At 50.4% G+C, this 17331-nt stretch carries 15 protein-coding genes and 1 tRNA gene; 4 read left to right on the top strand and 12 right to left on the bottom strand.

What is annotated here, in order from left to right; all coding sequences use genetic code 11:
• Positions 1–56: 56 nt before the first annotated feature.
• From HRU77_00190 to HRU77_00150, 9 genes are all read right to left on the bottom strand, one after another.
• Positions 57–1295 (bottom strand): lipase, encoded by a 1239-nt coding sequence (locus HRU77_00190; GenBank protein QOJ19252.1) that lies wholly within the window; start codon positions 1293–1295, stop codon positions 57–59.
• Positions 1296–1605: 310 nt separating this feature from the next.
• The gene (locus HRU77_00185; protein QOJ19251.1) at positions 1606–2487 is read right to left on the bottom strand and encodes a hypothetical protein; all 882 of its coding nucleotides are present in this window, start codon (positions 2485–2487) and stop codon (positions 1606–1608) included.
• 59 nt (positions 2488–2546) lie between these two features.
• Complete coding sequence (locus tag HRU77_00180; protein ID QOJ19250.1) at positions 2547–3464, bottom strand: FAD:protein FMN transferase; 918 nt, start codon at positions 3462–3464, stop codon at positions 2547–2549.
• 209 nt (positions 3465–3673) lie between these two features.
• Entirely contained in the window at positions 3674–6370 is a 2697-nt protein-coding gene (locus HRU77_00175) for a DUF3570 domain-containing protein (GenBank protein QOJ19249.1), read from the bottom strand.
• Positions 6371–6410: 40 nt separating this feature from the next.
• The gene (locus HRU77_00170; GenBank protein QOJ19248.1) at positions 6411–6632 is read right to left on the bottom strand and encodes a DUF4266 domain-containing protein; all 222 of its coding nucleotides are present in this window, start codon (positions 6630–6632) and stop codon (positions 6411–6413) included.
• A gap of 6 nt (positions 6633–6638) precedes the next feature.
• Positions 6639–7145 (bottom strand): TlpA family protein disulfide reductase, encoded by a 507-nt coding sequence (locus HRU77_00165; protein QOJ19247.1) that lies wholly within the window; start codon positions 7143–7145, stop codon positions 6639–6641.
• Positions 7146–7204: 59 nt separating this feature from the next.
• Positions 7205–7663: a hypothetical protein gene (locus HRU77_00160; GenBank protein ID QOJ19246.1), complete on the bottom strand. Its 459-nt coding sequence runs from the start codon at positions 7661–7663 to the stop codon at positions 7205–7207.
• 157 nt (positions 7664–7820) lie between these two features.
• On the bottom strand, positions 7821–8597 hold the full coding sequence (locus HRU77_00155; GenBank protein ID QOJ19245.1) for a hypothetical protein: 777 nt from the start codon (positions 8595–8597) through the stop codon (positions 7821–7823).
• Positions 8598–8726: 129 nt separating this feature from the next.
• Entirely contained in the window at positions 8727–9467 is a 741-nt protein-coding gene (locus tag HRU77_00150; protein QOJ19244.1) for a hypothetical protein, read from the bottom strand.
• Positions 9468–9852: 385 nt separating this feature from the next.
• Here HRU77_00150 and HRU77_00145 point away from each other — a divergent pair, with 385 nt between their 5' ends.
• Entirely contained in the window at positions 9853–11406 is a 1554-nt protein-coding gene (locus HRU77_00145; protein ID QOJ22003.1) for a fused MFS/spermidine synthase, read from the top strand.
• Between the two features lie 2 nt (positions 11407–11408).
• On the opposite strand, the gene recN is transcribed toward HRU77_00145, so the two are convergent.
• Entirely contained in the window at positions 11409–13085 is a 1677-nt protein-coding gene (gene recN, locus HRU77_00140) for a DNA repair protein RecN (GenBank protein QOJ19243.1), read from the bottom strand.
• 19 nt (positions 13086–13104) lie between these two features.
• Positions 13105–13977 (bottom strand): NAD kinase, encoded by an 873-nt coding sequence (locus tag HRU77_00135; protein QOJ22002.1) that lies wholly within the window; start codon positions 13975–13977, stop codon positions 13105–13107.
• Positions 13978–14260: 283 nt separating this feature from the next.
• On the opposite strand from HRU77_00135, the gene hrcA reads away from it, so the two are divergent.
• Together hrcA and HRU77_00125 are read left to right on the top strand one after the other, a co-directional pair.
• Positions 14261–15280 carry a heat-inducible transcriptional repressor HrcA gene (hrcA, locus tag HRU77_00130; protein QOJ19242.1) on the top strand — a complete coding sequence of 340 codons (1020 nt, stop codon included), beginning with the start codon at positions 14261–14263 and terminating at the stop codon, positions 15278–15280.
• A gap of 31 nt (positions 15281–15311) precedes the next feature.
• The gene (locus HRU77_00125) at positions 15312–16397 is read left to right on the top strand and encodes a ferrochelatase (GenBank protein QOJ19241.1); all 1086 of its coding nucleotides are present in this window, start codon (positions 15312–15314) and stop codon (positions 16395–16397) included.
• Between the two features lie 42 nt (positions 16398–16439).
• Here HRU77_00125 and HRU77_00120 read toward each other — a convergent pair whose 3' ends face one another.
• Positions 16440–16784 (bottom strand): metal-binding protein SmbP, encoded by a 345-nt coding sequence (locus HRU77_00120; protein ID QOJ19240.1) that lies wholly within the window; start codon positions 16782–16784, stop codon positions 16440–16442.
• Between the two features lie 405 nt (positions 16785–17189).
• On the opposite strand from HRU77_00120, the gene HRU77_00115 reads away from it, so the two are divergent.
• Positions 17190–17265, top strand: a tRNA-Asn gene (locus HRU77_00115).
• The last annotated feature ends 66 nt before the right edge of the window (positions 17266–17331 follow it).

The following is a 17331-nucleotide window of genomic DNA, read 5'->3' as shown; positions in this document are numbered from 1 at the left end:
GTGCGCCTCGTGCTATATCTCGTCCGCCGAATTAATCAGCGTTTCCCTAACGGCGGCTACCAGCCATCTCGGTAAATAGTCAGCAGGGCGATTGCGTTATTGGTCAGATCGGTAATGCTATGCCGGTCGAAACGCAAATCAAACAGATCCACCTTACGACTGGATAACATTTCCTTCAGCTTGAAATTGAATTGAATCAGCGGTGTGACATGGTGGGAGTCCAAATATATTTTTCCGGTTTTATCGGTATTCGAAACCGGGTCATGCACATCGGCAATGACGAAAATCAAATCTTCAAGTTCTTCGGCGGGCAGCGTGATCGTATAAGTATCGAAGAAATGATCCGGAACGGGTGAAGAATTAAAGGCGAACGTTTCCAGCCCCAACGTAGAACCGACGGCTTGCGCCAATCCGCCGCCCAAGGAGTGCCCCGCCACGGTAATTTTAACGCCGGGATAGCGGCCGATCACGCTTTGAGCAAACCTGAAGGCATCCTTGAATTGATCGCTGACGGTACCGATGCCTATCGCGGCATCGGCTATGGCGTCGCGCGCAGTATCTTCCAGTTCCTTGAACGAGCAGGGAAAATCGCACGTTTCCGTGCCCCGGAACACCAGCGCCAATTCGTTGGTATCGCGATTCCTGAAGACACCCGCATCCATTCCCGAGCTTTTTCCATTGGATTCAATCAAATCCCACGAACCCACCGTGACATTATCATAATCGTAAATTGCATCGGCCAGTTGCGCATAGGGAATCGACCGCGCCAGCGTATCCACCGCGCGCCGTTCGTTTGGAAGCAGCATGCCGTAAGGTTTCCAGGTAACATTCGGTATATAGTCGGGATTGATATACAGCGCAACCGTCGCCAGTTCAAACAGTGAAACGGCATCGTCCGTATCCACATCGCTATCTCTCAGCCAATTCAGGCTGACGTTATAGCGCTCGGTGCCGTTCAGTTTGGGCACATCGACTTTGGGCAACGTCAGCAAACCATTGGTCAACGAAAAAACCGGACTGTTCACCTCGGAAGCATCGTCAAACCCGGCGTCTATCAGCTTAAATTGATTCGGTTTATCCGCACCCAGCCATTGCAGCGATGCTTGGTACAATTGATCGCCCGAGGTATCTTTCACAATCACTTTTTGCAAGCACACAAGACCGTTCGATTCGATAAAAGTCGCCGGTGCGGTTAAATGCGTGCATTCTTCCAGCGCCGCCTGCACCAACGGTGCAGCAATTGCCAGGGAAATAAAACCAAGAGATCTGAATAAAGGGAAGCGCCAATTTTTCATGATTTGCTTTGCCGGTTAATTTGATCGGGTGGCAGCAGTTTAATCATAATCAAAAAGGATGAGAACTCCTTGCTGCAATGGATTAGCAAACTAGTATCCGCCAGCCATCACCGAAACCTGAGACAAGCGGTCTTTGCGCTTTGGAAAGATACTAAGTTAACATAAAGGCGGAAATTCCGAAATTTTTGTGCCTTTTCAAAGTTAACTTGGCAATACCCTGGTGCATTATTGGCGCGCTATTTGGTACCTTTTTACTCCGGCATTGACATTAGGCAGTTGCAATGAAATGGCCTGTTGGTGCTAGGCTTCGTTATATTTTCCTGATTTTTAGGCCAATAGCTGCTAATCCAGAAATAAAAAGCCATAAAGCTGGAGGAGCGGGAACAGGTGACAATCCCGTATCCTGCAAGATTGCAACATCTAAAGCAGAAATACTGTATCTCGTACCACGCATGAAAACCACGCCATTCATTAAATCAGGAATCAAATCAGCACCAGCAAGGGGGCCACTGTTGCCAATGTGCATAATATTACCGCTTGTTAATGGCACATCGCCACCATAAACAGCCCGTGCATTAGCACCTGTAAAGAAAAATCCACCATCACGCTCTATCACATATTGATCAAAACTGGATTCATAATCTCCAGGTAAAACGCCAGTCATCGAATCTGTCCAGCCATTAAAACCTAGTGCGTGCCCCAATTCGTGTTCAAAAACGGATAAAGCATCGGTTTTGTTAGAAGGAACATTCGCAATATTGTCAAATGGATTTGAGTCAAACCATAGCTCATTAGTTAAATAATCAGTACTATTACTAAAATTAATTTCTATATCGGAAGTGGCACCATTAGGATCAATACCTGTGCTTATTTCACTTGCTGCCCCCGCTTGCCAAACAGAGTAACTTCCATTATTAAAGAGGTATGATGTTGTCGTGCTACGTCCATCGGCTCTAGGAATATCATGAAAACCAATAGTAACCTCAAGGTTGGCATTACCAGTAAAATACTGCTCCCAAAGAGAACCGGCAGCCTTAACATGCGTCTCTATCTTATCGTAATAACTAGCAAATTCACCGAATGGGTCATCAAAAGCCACGTTGTATACAACTGAACCCTGAGCCAATGGTGAAGCCAAAAGCGTAGAGATGGTTGCAAAATATGTTAGTGCTAGTGAAGTTTTAAATTTCATAGTGAATCCATAAAGATAGTTTCTGAAAGCCTAGAGTATAGGGAAAATAAACGGTTCTGTCACATTAGCACTTTTTCCAGCAACGATCCGCCCGACTCTCCCTGCACGTTGACCCACAAATGCGGCAAACCGAGTTCACTCAGCCATTGCGGCCCATCCACGCCTTTTAGCATACCGATGGTCGAGGCGCTGCCCGCGACCACGCAAAACTCGCCGATGACGCTGACCGCCGCCATATAATTGACCGGCCAGCCGGTTTTGGGATTCAGCACGTGACCGTAGCGGATGCCATTCACGGTAATGCAACGCTCATAATCGCCGCTGCTCGCCAGTGCACCGGAATGCAGCAGCAATGTATGCAAAATACCGCCGAGAATGCGCGGATGCCGGATGGCAATGCGCCAGGGGCTACCGTCATCGTGCGGGCCGATGATTTTGACGTCGCCGCCCAAATTGATCAAACCGTGCTCGATACCGGCATCACGGCATAACACGGCCGCGCGGTCAACCGCGTATTCCTTGACCACGCCGCCAAAATCAATTTCCATGCCCGCAACCGTAAATGCGAGCACCGGCCGCTGCCAGCAGATCTTATGCCAGCCTATTTTTTCCAGTAGCGCTTGAATGGTTTCCTGCCGCGGTATTTCTCCCGACTTGAAATTCCAGGCGCGGCGCAGAATTCCCGAGGTGATATCGAACAAGCCATCGCTTTGCTGATAGCATGTCGCCGCATAATCGAGCAAACCGGCGGTTTCATCGTCGACCGGGATGCTGCCATTTCGCGCTGCAACGCGGTTTATGTCCGACAAGAAGCTATCTGCGCGGTAGCGGGAATATTTTGCCTCCAGGCGGTACACATCATCCATGACCATGCGGGCGGCCTGCTTGGCTTTCTTTGCGCTGGCCGCGTACAACTGAATCGCGCACGGAGAACCCATTGCTTGGAAGTCATAGTGGTAATAATTCAGATGCGCCATATTTTTTCTGCCGGGAAGTTCCGGGCGCGCCGTTGAAGTTATGAAAAAGAAGCTATCCTAACTTAAGGAAACGCTGATTAATTGACCATATGAGCGAATCACTTCGTTGCGCGGCACTCGCATCCGCGCCTATCTTATTGATATGTCTTGGTTGCTGTGTTCCGTGCGCCTCGTGCTTCATCTCGTTCGCCTAATTAATCAGCATTTTCTTAAAACTGATAACTCCAGGTTGCCGACAGCATACCCTGACGATTAAGCTGGAATCCGTTGAAATCGCTGCGAACCGGCTGCACCCACTCAAAACCGAACTGATTCCCGGCGAAGCGTCCGCTCGGAATCCGCGCATTCACGCCAAACCCCATATCCCAGAATTGCCCGCCGTAATTCCTGGGGAAATCCATCGGACCGATGCGTGCGTTAAATTGATTGAAATCCCGGTGTATCGCGTCCTGCCAGGTATAAGCACCGCGCACGGTGGCGGTGAGCCAGTGTGTCAGATCGACACCGCCCCAGCCGGTCGCCTGAAAAACATCGCCGAGGCGATAACCGGATTTATTGTGCGCTTCCATACGCTTGACGCCGCTGAATTGCGCACCCCACGACCAGCGGTTGCGCTCACCCAGATACGTCAGGCTTGGCGTGAAATCCCATGTGCCGCTGCCGAGTTGCATGCCGAAATGGATCAAACCGCCATCTTCTTTATGCGTGCGGCGAATTTTAATATCCGTTTTCCCGGTGGGTGCGCTGAACCCCAGATTGACATGGACACGGTGACCCGGAATATCCAGCAGCTTGATCAGCGATGAAAAGTAGGTGTCGCTGACAGCACCGGATTCATGACCTGCCGCGCCATGATGATGAGCGCCCGAAGGATCGACGCGCGCCCCCGCCAACTGGCGCAAATTCATATCCATATCCATGAATGTCGGCATCAGCATTACATTGAGCCATTTGGTGGGCGCGTACATTAGATCGAGCATATGCATGCGCATATCCATGTATGTTGGTGCAAATTGGCACCCCTGATCGCCGCAACCTTGATTGACGATAGTCTGATCACTGGCTTTGTGAGCGCCCTGCATCATATTCCCGCCGGTCCAGTGATACATGAAGCGATACCCCGCCATGAAATCTCCGGGTTTATCGAGCATATGACCGAACATGATAGTCGCCGGCGGTATTTTGTGGTGTTGATGCGAGGAAGCATGTGAATGCGATCCAGAAGAGCTGCTAGTGCTGCCGATGGGCATGTTGGCATCCGGTTCGATGTCGAATTTTATCGCGGCATTGGCCACATAGTAATCAAAATCGGCATAACCGCCGTTTCCATTGCCGCCAATCTGCATCGCGCTGGCGCGGGTGTAGTATTCAAACCCCGCTTCCAGCGCGACACCTTTACCGAGTATTTTACTCAGCACCACCCCACCGCTTAGCGAGCCAAATCCCGCCAAACGATGATCGCTGGAAAAATGGGTGGGCAATTTACCGGCGTCGAATAAGGTGAACTTTGGCTGCGCGTCGACAGAAAGCCCATCGACCGGACTACCGTTTTGATCAACCAGACTAAATGGATCGTTGCCGAAATACTGGACCGTAGGATTTTTATTATCCACCCAGATTTGCCGCCCGAGACTGTCCACTTCCGGCCTTCTATAAGTTTGTTGCGTGAGCAGATAAGGGCGGAAGAAGCTGGCGGCATCTTGGGAGTAGTAGCGAATCCGCGGCGTCAGCGTCCACCCGCCGCCCAGCGGTTGCACCCAGCTCGCATCGAAGGTATGCGAATTCACCCCCCAGTCGTCGACCGATAACCGGTAACCGAGGTGCATAGCCGCGTTAAGCGGATTGATATAGTGCACGTACTTGGCGTTGAGCGCGACTTGATTGCGCTGATTCGGACGCTGCTCAATCAGCGCGCGCACGTCGCCTGTGATGAAATTGTTGTTTAGACTGGCCGGATCGACAAAAATAACCGATGTCGCCTTGTATGGATTCTCCAGAAATCCGCTGCTGTGCGTGTATCCGATACCGGCATCGATGAGTGCATTCTTATTCAGAACTTGCGTCACGCCGATATTCGCCACCCAATCCTGGCGGTTTCCTTTTAAAATCTCAGACCCGCGGCGATTAACGATCTGCTGTGCATACGCCGTTTTAGTGATGTATGGCGATGAATCTTGATCGAGAATCGCACCGATTTCGCTACTCGTATAGCCGCCGCCGAATTTTACACTGGTCAGCTTCTGGTTAAAATCCAGTCGCCCGCCCAAACTGCCAAAGGTCGACTGATAATCTCTCTCCCTGGAAAATCCCCCGCCCACGTTCAGTGCCGCTTCATTCCATTCGTAGCTCAAGCCAAAGTTGGCTTGGCGGCGTGTTTCCGGAGAAGCCGACGACATCACCAGTACCGACCGGGTATCGATTGCTCCCGTGGATTGTTTGGTAAGTGGATCTCTTCCAATCGGATTCAGGTCATGATTTAACAGCACTTGGCTATTCAGAATAGGCGAAGCACCAACGACAACCCCGTTGACCGTATAAGGCCGGTTGCCGCCATCGGTGGCCAGAGGAGTAATTGAGACAGGTGTCGCACCGGCCCAGGTATCTTGCGTGTAGCCGAAGGTAAATTTGGCGCGATCGGTTAACGAAAAAATACCGCTGCCGTGTAAAACATCCGCCGAGATCGATTTATAGCTGTGCGGGACGCCGTATAGATTGCGCTCACCTTCCTGGTAGCGGCTATATTGGAAATTGACCCGGTCGGTTCCCGCCGAGTGTCCGGATGGGGTTATCAACAAGCCGGGCAAAACCAATGCGGCCGATGTCAACGCCTGCAGGGTATGATTTCTTGGCTTTGCGGACTGTGTTTCCGGATCGTTGAATGAATGATTGCTACTGTTGTGCTGCAAATTGTAATGACCTCAAATACATCCCCTAGCAAAAACCGGTTTAATAACAACCGCAACCGCCGCCACCCGCGGATGATTTGTGGCTAGGCGCCGCCTCCCGGCTGCTGTAATTGTGCGATTGTATTTCACTTTGCAGTGGATGGGGGTCTAATTCCATTTGCGGCTTGGCAAGATTTCCGCGTTCCCAAGGCGCTACATGCACGCAACCCGAAAGCACGATTGTAATCGTCAGTATGACCGCGATACCGGGTGCTTTTCTCATAGCGGCTCAGGGATTTTCCATCACGAGCTGCGTCAGTAGCGCGCGCAACTCTTCCGTTTCACCGGGGCGGAAACCTTGGTGAACGTGCCGGATGTTTCCCTTTTTATCGATGATATAGGAAGTCGGCATCGCCATTACTTCAAGAGCTTTTGCACAGGCTTTGCTCGGATCCGCCACAATCGAAAAGTGCGCCGGGTGCTTGGCAAGAAATTCCTCAGCATCCTTCACTTTCTCGTCAAGATTGACGCCAATGACATGCACGCCATGTTCTTTCATTTCATGTTCAAGCTGGTTCAGAAAAGGAAAAGATTTGACGCAAGGCGGACACCACGATGCCCAGAAATCCATATACACGACTTTTCCTCGTAATTCCTGCAAGTCTGCGGCAGGTTTGCCATCCAACGTTTTCAGTTCGCAGGCAGAGGATACCTGGGCAAGATGATCCGCAATAGCACTATGACTGCACAAAAGGAGCGACGCGATAATAAAAATCGATTGTTTTATTGTTTTCATAGCTCAATTCACTTATCTAGTTCAAGATATTTACTTCAAAGATTAGTCACTGGAAATTTTCACTCAAATTGCTGAACGACTATGTCTGTTCCAGTGTGAGCATTACTGGCCGTGATGCAATGATAGGAAACGATGAACGATCGCGCACCCGCCTTGGTTTTATTGACCAGTAATTGATATACGCCATTTCCGCCATGCACCCTAACTTCGGGACTGAAATTTCCATCCCCGGACACTGGATCGGTCGTACTGATAGCATGATTTCCTTTGATAATTTGTAGATTAACCAACAGATTATCTTGCGGTGCTGAAGTGTCTTTAATACTGGCAACCAGATTATCCGCAGGACCGTTTCCGTCATCGAAACAAGTCACCAGCGCATAGCCGGTAAAAGCAGCGACAGAGCCGTTCGGATCCATGGTCGCTCCGGCATCGTGAGCGCTGCTGACACTTGCGTGACTGAGCGTAACTGCACAAAAAAGAGCAGTTATTGCTTTTTGAAAAATTTTATTTCGCATGATCGTACTCCTTGTTGAATAATCTGCTTAGTAAAAGCAATTTTTATAAAAAGATATCGTTTCCACTAACCCTTTCTACTAACGGCAAAAACGGACACACCGGTTTTGGACCCCGATGCGCCCGCCGACACTGCCAGCAATCAAAAAAATATGCAAATTACTGCGGCCATATTTGCTTGCCGTCAGAATTAATACGCAAATCGCGATTTAATTGAGTTGCCGATGGTTTTACAATCACGTCAACACCATCACCACACGAAGACGGTAGCGGCGCGATTGAACGAGTTACCGTTAATGTCGCAGGAGAATCATAGCCATGCAGTCCTTCGCCATCGTAGATGGAACCGACGGCCGGTGCCCATAGTTGCACCGTTGCATTGCTAAATCCGCTCGGATCGGTAATCTCACAAATGTCTGCAATCGTAACCACAAAAGTTACACTTTTGGCGCACGAAGTTGGTTCAATCACTACCCCTGCCGTTGCAAATGGAAATACGCCGCGGTAACCGGCCTTTAATACTTTACCGCCACCTGTCCAAAATCCCAGTTTATTGCCAAGAGAATCTTTAATATATTCCTGCTGCGAAAAGATGCTGCTATCCTGAATAATTGTCACAGGATTGCCCCAATTGGTAACGAAATCGCTCAGTGCGCCGGTGTGTGCTGCGCCGTTTACCGTAATGATGGAATCCTTGCCATCCGGAAACACTACCACGGTGCCTATGGTATCGATTGTTGAAGCACCGTCCGTAGTATTCTGACAGCCGTGTCCAATCACCACATCGTTATAATTGCTGCCATGCATCGCAGCATTTTCCTGAATTACCGGTGTTTTCAGGCGAGTATGTGCAACAGCGGATTGCCATGTTCCAATTAACCCGATTGCCGTCATCAGCATCAAAGCACGATATCCAAATCTTCCTTGTTTGAACATATTCAAGACCCACTTTATTAGTCGTCAATTTTATTTTTCATCTTCTATCTTCTTAAAAACCTCACTCTTAAAAAAACAGGAGGGAAGAGCGAGGTTTCCGTAAAAGCAAATACACGTAAAAGCTGCTTGCTACTTCGGCCAGACTTGACTGCCGTCTATTTTGATCGGCATGTCGCGGTTGATTTGCGCTGCTGAAGGCTTCACTTCAACGGTCACACCGGCGCCGCACGATGCCGGCAAAGCACTAGTACGAGTAATGGTGAATGGTGCAGGACCATCATCGGTTGTGCTTTTACGGTCGTAAGCCGTTCCCAATGCGTTATGCGTCCAGAGATTGACGGTATTATCGTTAAACCCGGCAGTATCCGTGATTTCGCAAATATCCGCGATGGAGATGTAAAATTTCACGCTTTTGGCGCATGAGGTAGGCTCAATCACCACCGCACCTGCCCGAAACGGAACGTAGCCGTTCAGATGATGCGGCAAGGAGTTGCCGCCACCCGCCCAGAAACCGACGACATTGCCTTTTGAGTCGGTTTTTTCATCCTGAAAACTGAAAAGCGCCCGGCTATAGTTCTGTTGCATCAGGTTTCCCCAGTTCTGCACAAAATCGGTCAATGCGCCCGCGTGCGGATTACCATCCACTGTGATCGTAGAATCGGCACCATCCGGAAACACCACGCTGGTGCCGATGACGTTATTTTCTCCGCACCCGTGCCCAATGATGACGTTGTTGGTAATTCGGGTATTTTCATTAACCGTTGCGGTTTCCAGCCGGGTATGAGCTGATGCGGTTTGCGCCGTGCTAGCCAGAACGGCGATCGCCAGGACGCTGCTGATAGATAGATTGAGTTGTTTCATCGTTAACATGCCAAATTTTCCGTTGAGTTTAGTTATTCTTTTATGCTGCAAAATATCCACATTTTCATTTGAAACCATCGATCCGATGGGCAACGGTTCAAAATTAAATTGAAAAAGCCTTTTCTCACAATTGACGGGAAAATTTGATTTCCCGGTAAATCATAGAAAAAGAATCGTTTTCTGAGCGCAATCTTATTTTTCATTGCATGAGATGACAATGTGGCAAATTGTCGCACCGTGCTAAAGCGCGATTAATAGCCGTTTCAGCCTGCTGCGGCAATTTGCCGCATTCCAAAAATCCGGCGCCCATCACTACAATCCCGGCGCCGCAAAAATGAACCCGGCATTTCATTCTCCCTTTACTCGCGCATACGTTTATCTGATCAATAACCCAATGAATTCCTTTACTTCCACCCTGCTGTCGAGCCGTGTCTGGCTGTACTGCACCGTTTTTCTGACTGGCGCCGCCGTGATGGTGATCGAACTGCTGGGAACGCGCTTGATCGCGCCATTCTATGGCGCCAGCTTGTATGTCTGGACCTCGGTGATTTCCGTCACGCTGATTGCGTTAGCGCTCGGTTATTTTGTTGGCGGCCGCTGGGCCGATCAATCGAGAAAAGCCGGCCTGGCGTTGATCATCGCCCTTTCGGGATTGCTCACTTTGTTGATCCCTTGGTTAACCGCGCCGGTGTTGCTTGCCACCGACACAATGGGACTGCGCATGGGCGTTTTTATCAGTACCTTGGTATTATTTTCGCCCAGTTTGATCATGCTCGGCATGGTCGGACCGTTTGCCGTCAAGCTCGCCACTTCCAGCCTGAATGGCGTCGGCGCCGGCGCGGGTTCGATCTATGCCGTCAGCACCGTCGGCAGCGTCATCGGTACATTGTTTCTCGGTTTCTACTTGTTTCCGCAAGCCGGTTCACGCGAAATCTTCATGGGCTTGGGCATCGGTTTGCTGCTACTCGCGCCGGGTGTCGCTTATTTCGAGCGCAAGCACCTGAGTTTGATAATCTCGTTGCCACCGGTCATGCTATTGGCGATGGCTGGAATCATTTTATTGCCGCACGTCACCGCTTCCGCAGGCAATATCGCGCATCACGATTCGTCGCGCATCCGCTTTGAACGCGAAAGCTTATACGGCTGGGTGCGTGTCATCGACAAGCCGGCGGAGAATTACCGTTTATTGACCGTGGATGCGTCAACCATCGGCGCGGCCACGATCAGCCACGGCGAAAATGTGCTGACTTACCAGAAAATCGTCGATATCTTGCCCGCACTGACGCCGCCGGTTAACCGCGCGCTGCTGATCGGCCAGGGCGCCGGACATATGGCGATGACTTTGAAGCAATACGGCATCGTCACCGACACATTGGAAATCGATCCCGCGGTTGCCGAAGCGGCCAGCCGCTATTTCGGTTTTACGCCGTCCGGAAAAACCATCATCGGCGATGCGCGCTATGAAATTCGCAAATTAACCGACAAATACGACTTGATCATCCTGGATGTTTTCACCGGCGGTTCCGAGCCTTTTCATCTGCTGACTGTTGAGACAATGACACAATTGCATTCCCTGCTTTCCAGTCACGGCGTGCTGGCGCTGAATTTTGTGGCATTCCTGGAGGACGGCAAGAATAAGGCGCTCGCTTCAGTCGCCAAAACCTTGGCGCAAGTTTTTCCGCATCAGCAAGTTTTCATTTCCGAACCGGATACCGAGTTCAACGATTTTATTTTTCTTGCTACACAGCAAGCGATTGAATATGACAACGGCATCATCCCCGCTGAACAACGCAACTGGTTGAAAGCGCGGCACATTACAATCGATCAATCCCTGGGAACAGTGTTAACGGATAATCTCAATCCACTGGAAATGCTGCAAATACGCAAATCCGAACAATACCGGCGCCTGATCGTGGAACTGCTGGGAATCGATCATTTCATCCGCTGATTTCAGCGTTCAGCAGCCTGCTGCAACATCTCCGCCGCATGCTGGCGGGTGGTTCCGGTAATGTTGACACCACCCAGCATGCGGGCGATTTCTTCCACACGCTGCTGCGGATTGAGCACCGCAATGGTACTGACAACCGCTTGATGTTCCGTTTGTCCAATGGATTTCATCACCTGCCATTGCTGATCCCCGGTAGCAGCCACCTGCGGCAGATGCGTGATGCACAACACTTGCCGCTCTCTGCCCAGTTGTTTCAATAGATGACCGACAATCTCGGCCACTTTTCCACCGATGCCGACGTCGACTTCATCGAAAATGAGTGTCGGCACCACACCAATCTTACTGGTAATGACTTGGATAGCCAAGCTGATGCGTGACAATTCGCCGCCGGAAGCCACTTTAGCCAGCGGCCGCAGCGGCAATCCGTGGTGCGCCGCAACCTGAAACTCGACTTGCTCCAAACCGTGTGCATTACCCTGCTCCACTGGATTCAATGCCACCGAAAACTCACCACCTGCCATGGCAATCGTCTGCATCGCCGCGCTGACTTTCCCGGATAATTGTTGCGCCGCGTGTTGCCGGATACTGCTGAGTTCTTGCGCATGCTGGCGGTACGCGCCTCGCGCGGCGTCTTCGAGTTTCAGCAATTGACCGATGTCCGCATTCGAACCTAACGCTGACAGTTGGCGCATGACTGACTCCAGCAATGCCGGTAGCTCTTCCACATTCACGCGAAACTTTCGCGCCGCCGCATGGATGACTGACAACCGTTGCTCAACGTCGTGCAATGCCTGCGGATCGAGATCCAGGCGCTGGCGGTAATGCTTGAGTTCGTACACGCTTTCCTGCAACTGGATTTGCGCGGCGTCGAGCAAATCAGTGATGGTTTTAAGCGCGCCGTCGTATTCAAGCAGATTCTGTAGTTGATGGCTGACATTATTGATCTGCGCGAGCACCGCTTGTTCACTTTCGGATAACATTTCAATGCCGCCATCCGCCGCCGCCTGCAATGCCGCTACATGCGACAACCGGCCATGATCGGCTTGCAGTGTTTGCCATTCCGGCAGGGTGAAATTCAATGCAGTTAATTCCTGTAACTGCCACTCCAGTTGTTCGCGTTTATCCTGTGATTCCGCTGCGCGTTGTTCCAGGGCGATTCTTTGCTGGTAGCAATCTTGCCAGTGCTGATAGGCTTCCTTGACGGTGCGAGCCAAACCGGTGCAACCGGCGAAAGCATCGAGCAGTTCGCGTTGCGCATCCTTTTGCAGCAACGCTTGATGCGCATGCTGACTGTGGATGGCAACCAGAAATTCGCCCGCTGCGCGCAATTGCTGCAAAGTCACCGCATGCCCGTTGAGATAATTGCGCGAACGGCCATTGGTTTCGATCACACGACGCATTAAGCAACTGTCCGGATCACCTTGCAAATCATGCTCATCCAGCCACTGCTGCAATGCCGGTAGACTGCCAATATCGAAGGTCACATTGATTTCCGCACGCTCGCAGCCGTGCCGGATCTGACTGGCATCGCCGCGTTCCCCTAAAGCCAGTGATAACGCATCGATCAGGATGGATTTACCTGCTCCCGTCTCACCGGTCAAAACGGTGAAGCCGGGCATGAAATCCAATTCGACCCGATCCACAATGACAAAATCCTTGATGCTCAGATGTTTCAGCATGACGACTTAAAGGCAGACATCAAGGAAATTCGCTCCATCCCAGTTTCTCTCTCAGCATGCGGTAATAACTGTGATTGACCGAATGCAGCAAACGCACCGTCTTGGGAAAACGCCGCACGATAATGTTATCCGTTTGCTCCAGATCGAAGCAGGAGTGACTATCGCAATTAATCCGTACATTGGCGCTGCTGTGCATGCGGATTTCCACAACGGCATCGGGACCGATCACGACGGGCCGGTTACTGAGCGTATGCGGACAAACCGGCACCAATGCAATCAGATCCAGACTGGGATGCAGGATCGGCCCACCGGACGATAACGCATACGCGGTCGAGCCGGTCGGTGTGTTGACGATCAATCCGTCGGAACGCAGGGTATTCACGTATTCGTTATTAACCTTCACTTCAAATTCGATCATACCGCTGCTCATGCCGCGATACAGTACGACATCGTTAAATGCCAGACTGCTGAAAACGCTCACGCCATCCCGGACAATTTCCGCATACAGCAGCATGCGGCGCTCGGTGGTGTATTTTCCCGCCAGTATCTCATCCAGCGTTTCGAACATGGTATCCACCGACAAATCGGTGAGAAAACCCAGCCGCCCTTGATTAATACCGATCAGCGGAACATCGTGCGCCACTAGCATGCGTGCAATGTTGAGCATCGTGCCATCGCCGCCCATGACCACGGCGAGATCGGCTTGCGTGCCGATTTCCTCGAGCGACAAGGCAGGATATAAGTCACTGCCGATATGCGATGCCGTGAGGTGATCCAGTAAAACTTTATAATTTCTGGCTGTCAGATACTCGGCAAGATTTAATAGCGGTACCGCAATTTCTGGATTTTTATGTTTACCGATCAGCGCTATGGTTTTAAATGCAGAATTCATCACTTGATACTGTCGTTTGCTATTAAGGTACTGGCTACAAGGTCTGAATAAATTATGAAGACCGGATGACCGTTAAAATAAAAAGTTAATGAAGCATGATACCGATGGGCTTGTAAAATTACGTCTTGCACATATTAACTTCAGCTGGAAAGGCTTATCTTTGTATAAAACCCCAATCCATCGCAGCAAGCCGGTATCGAAGAAGTTTAGCATAGATAAGTTAGCGCAAAATCACCGCTTATAACCAACCAATGAAATCTGTCGACTCGTGTAAAATGACGCCATGTTAAATGAACGCGCTCAAATCTTATTAAAAACACTGGTGGAACGTTATATCCACGAAGGCCAGCCGGTCGGCTCCCGTGCGCTATCCAAGTTTTCCGGTTTGGACCTCAGCCCCGCGACCATCCGTAATGTCATGGCCGATCTGGAAGAGATGGGACTGGTTGCCAGTCCGCATACCTCGGCCGGCAGAGTGCCGACCCCGAAAGGTTACCGCTTGTTTGTCGACACCCTGCTAGTCGTCAAAACACTCGACAAAGTGGAATTGAATCACCTGGAAAACCATCTGCATCCCGACAATCCATCGCGCTTGATCAATGTGGCGTCGCAACTATTATCGGATTTGACCCGTTTCGCCGGGGTTGTCGTGACACCCAAGCGCAAAGGTGCGGTATTTCGTTACGTCGAATTCATGGCGTTATCCGAGAAACGTATTCTGCTGATTATCGTCACGCCGGAAGGCGATGTGCAAAACCGCATCATTTTCACCCATACGCCCTACAGTCAATCGGATTTGATCGAAGCCGGCAATTTCATCAACCAGCATTATGCCGGTTGTACCTTGGATGAAATACGCGGACGCGTGGATACCGAATTGAAGCAATTGCGCAGCGAAATGATTAGCCTGATGAGCGCGGCCATCGCAGCCGGCGGTGAAGCCGTCAACGAAAGCAGCGAGGCGGTGGTTCTGGCCGGTGAACGCAACTTACTGCAGATCGATGATTTATCCGACAACTTGATCAGCTTGAAAAAATTGTTTGAATTGTTCGAACGCAAAACCAAGTTACTGCAATTACTCGAGTTGAGCAGGCAAGCGCATGGCGTCAAAATTTTCATCGGCGGCGAGTCCGATATATCGTCACTGGAAGAATTCAGCGTGGTGACGGCACCCTATGAAATCGAAGGAGAAGTGGTCGGCACTGTGGGCGTTATCGGCCCGCGGCGCATGGCTTATGAACGCGTTATCCCGATCGTCGACATTACCGCGAAACTGCTTTCCAGCAGCTTATCGCAGCATTAATTCATTACCTTCAGCATAAAAATTTATACGCATGACTTCAAAATCCATTTATCAGCACGGTTCACCGAATCGCACCGGTGTATTATTGATCAATCTGGGAACGCCGGATGCGCCGACCGCTCAGGCGTTGCGTCCTTATCTCCAGGAATTTCTCAGCAATCCGCGGGTCATCGAAGTACCGCGGCTGATCTGGTGGCCCATTCTTCATGGTTTCATCCTGCCGTTCAGGCCGAAAGCATCGGCTGAAAAATACGCAAAAATCTGGATCGCCGAAGGCTCTCCGCTCAAAGTTCATACCGAACGGCAAACGGAACGCTTGCGCGAAGTATTGTCGGCACGATTAAAAAATCCCCCGCTGGTCGAATATGCGATGAATATCGGCAAACCTTCGGTCGCTGACGTGCTGACCCGCATGCAACAACAGGGCTGCGAACGCATTCTGGTCATTCCGCTGTTTCCGCAATATGCCGCCAGCAGTACCGCGGCGGCAATGGATAATGTATTTGCCGTACTCAATAAGATGCGCAATCAGCCCGCGCTTCGCACCGTCAAACAATATCACGACCACCCCGGTTATATTGCAGCGTTGGCGCAGAATGTCCGTGACTACTGGGATGCGCATGGCCGGCCCGATAAATTGATCATCAGCTTCCACGGCACACCGCGCGCCAGTTTGGATAAAGGTGACCCTTACCATTGCGCATGCCAGAAAACCGGACGGTTACTGGCCGAAGCCTTGGCTCTGGATGCGAATCAATACGCCGTATGCTTTCAATCGCGTTTCGGCAAGGCCAAATGGCTCACCCCATACACGGCTGTAGTGCTGGAGCAATTAGGCAAGGAACAGACACAACGCGTGGATGTGATATGCCCCGGATTTGTCTCCGATTGTCTGGAAACTCTGGAAGAAATCGCCATTGAAGCGAAAAACACATTCATTCAAGCGGGTGGCAAGGAATTTCACTATATTCCCTGTCTCAATGAACGCAGCGACTGGATTGAAGGTTTGGCCGACATTACCTGCACACATCTACAGGGCTGGCTGGATATCGAGATCACTGAAGAAGCGGCTAAATTATCCAGAGAATTGGCGTTAGCAATGGGCGCTAACGACTGAAAAACCGCCCTCGGCAAAAGCCGAGGGTTTTATGACGGAACATTAGTGCCCTGATTGGCGCATATGTTTCATCGCTTCTTCGGTGTGCTTAGCTGATTCCGAACCGTGTCCCATATCAGCATGCTTGATCGCTTCTTCTAAATGCTTGATCGCTTCATCCATATGTTTATGAGATGCAGCATGATCATCCCGAGCCGCTTTTGCGTGCGCCAAGCTCTCTTTCGCATGTTCTAGAGACTCTTTTGCATGCCCCATTTCTCCATGCGCCTGCGCTTTACCGGCATGCTCCATCGCTTCCGAAGTATGCCCAGCATCCGACGCCAATGCAGGGGCGCTTATAAAAAATGCCAATGTTCCGGTTACAATCATTGCAGATATAGTACGCATGATAATTACTCCTTTATAAATAATACATTGCATGAATACTTCTTAATAATCTCAGTGACTGGTTAGCCGCTCTGTCGAAGATGAATCAACCTTTCTCAGCGGGCCAGAACACTAGATTCCAGTATATACCCATTTCTCTATTTGAGGTATCGCGAAACTGCATGAACTCATTGTCTCAAGAGACTCACGAACAAAATTAATCCTTGTAATTTTCTTTTTCGCAGCATCCAGTTTTGATATTTCGTTCTGATTCGCAAAATCTCTCTTTATTATTCAACCAAAACAGCAAAATTTTTCTTGCCAAGCATAGTCGGATCTAACTGTATAAAGTAAATTCTCAGTGCAAGACACTATCTGATGGTTGACCGAAAGGCTTCAAAACGTTAACATGCGCAACTCACCAATTCCCCGATAGCTCAGTCGGTAGAGCGACGGACTGTTAATCCGCAGGTCCCAGGTTCGAGCCCTGGTCGGGGAGCCAATTCGGTACAAAACTGGGCACTCTTTCAAGAGAGTGCTTTTTTGTTTCTTCCACAGCGTGAGCAAG

It is taken from the genome of Gammaproteobacteria bacterium (assembly GCA_015709615.1).
Classification (GTDB): Bacteria; Pseudomonadota; Gammaproteobacteria; order Burkholderiales; family Nitrosomonadaceae; genus Nitrosomonas.
The sequence above is the reverse complement of the archived record's forward strand: the minus strand, read 5'-3'. Positions and strand labels throughout refer to the sequence as shown.

Coding starts and splice junctions, on each gene's coding strand:
- HRU77_00165 (QOJ19247.1), bottom strand. CDS start 7,145: ATGAAAACAATAAAACAATCGATTTTTATTATCGCGTCGCTCCTTTTG.
- HRU77_00180 (QOJ19250.1), bottom strand. CDS start 3,464: ATGGCGCATCTGAATTATTACCACTATGACTTCCAAGCAATGGGTTCT.
- HRU77_00150 (QOJ19244.1), bottom strand. CDS start 9,467: ATGTTAACGATGAAACAACTCAATCTATCTATCAGCAGCGTCCTGGCG.
- recN (QOJ19243.1), bottom strand. CDS start 13,085: ATGCTGAAACATCTGAGCATCAAGGATTTTGTCATTGTGGATCGGGTC.
- HRU77_00145 (QOJ22003.1), top strand. CDS start 9,853: ATGAATTCCTTTACTTCCACCCTGCTGTCGAGCCGTGTCTGGCTGTAC.
- hrcA (QOJ19242.1), top strand. CDS start 14,261: ATGTTAAATGAACGCGCTCAAATCTTATTAAAAACACTGGTGGAACGT.
- HRU77_00160 (QOJ19246.1), bottom strand. CDS start 7,663: ATGCGAAATAAAATTTTTCAAAAAGCAATAACTGCTCTTTTTTGTGCA.
- HRU77_00135 (QOJ22002.1), bottom strand. CDS start 13,977: ATGAATTCTGCATTTAAAACCATAGCGCTGATCGGTAAACATAAAAAT.
- HRU77_00155 (QOJ19245.1), bottom strand. CDS start 8,597: ATGTTCAAACAAGGAAGATTTGGATATCGTGCTTTGATGCTGATGACG.
- HRU77_00190 (QOJ19252.1), bottom strand. CDS start 1,295: ATGAAAAATTGGCGCTTCCCTTTATTCAGATCTCTTGGTTTTATTTCC.
- HRU77_00170 (QOJ19248.1), bottom strand. CDS start 6,632: ATGAGAAAAGCACCCGGTATCGCGGTCATACTGACGATTACAATCGTG.
- HRU77_00125 (QOJ19241.1), top strand. CDS start 15,312: ATGACTTCAAAATCCATTTATCAGCACGGTTCACCGAATCGCACCGGT.
- HRU77_00120 (QOJ19240.1), bottom strand. CDS start 16,784: ATGCGTACTATATCTGCAATGATTGTAACCGGAACATTGGCATTTTTT.
- HRU77_00185 (QOJ19251.1), bottom strand. CDS start 2,487: ATGAAATTTAAAACTTCACTAGCACTAACATATTTTGCAACCATCTCT.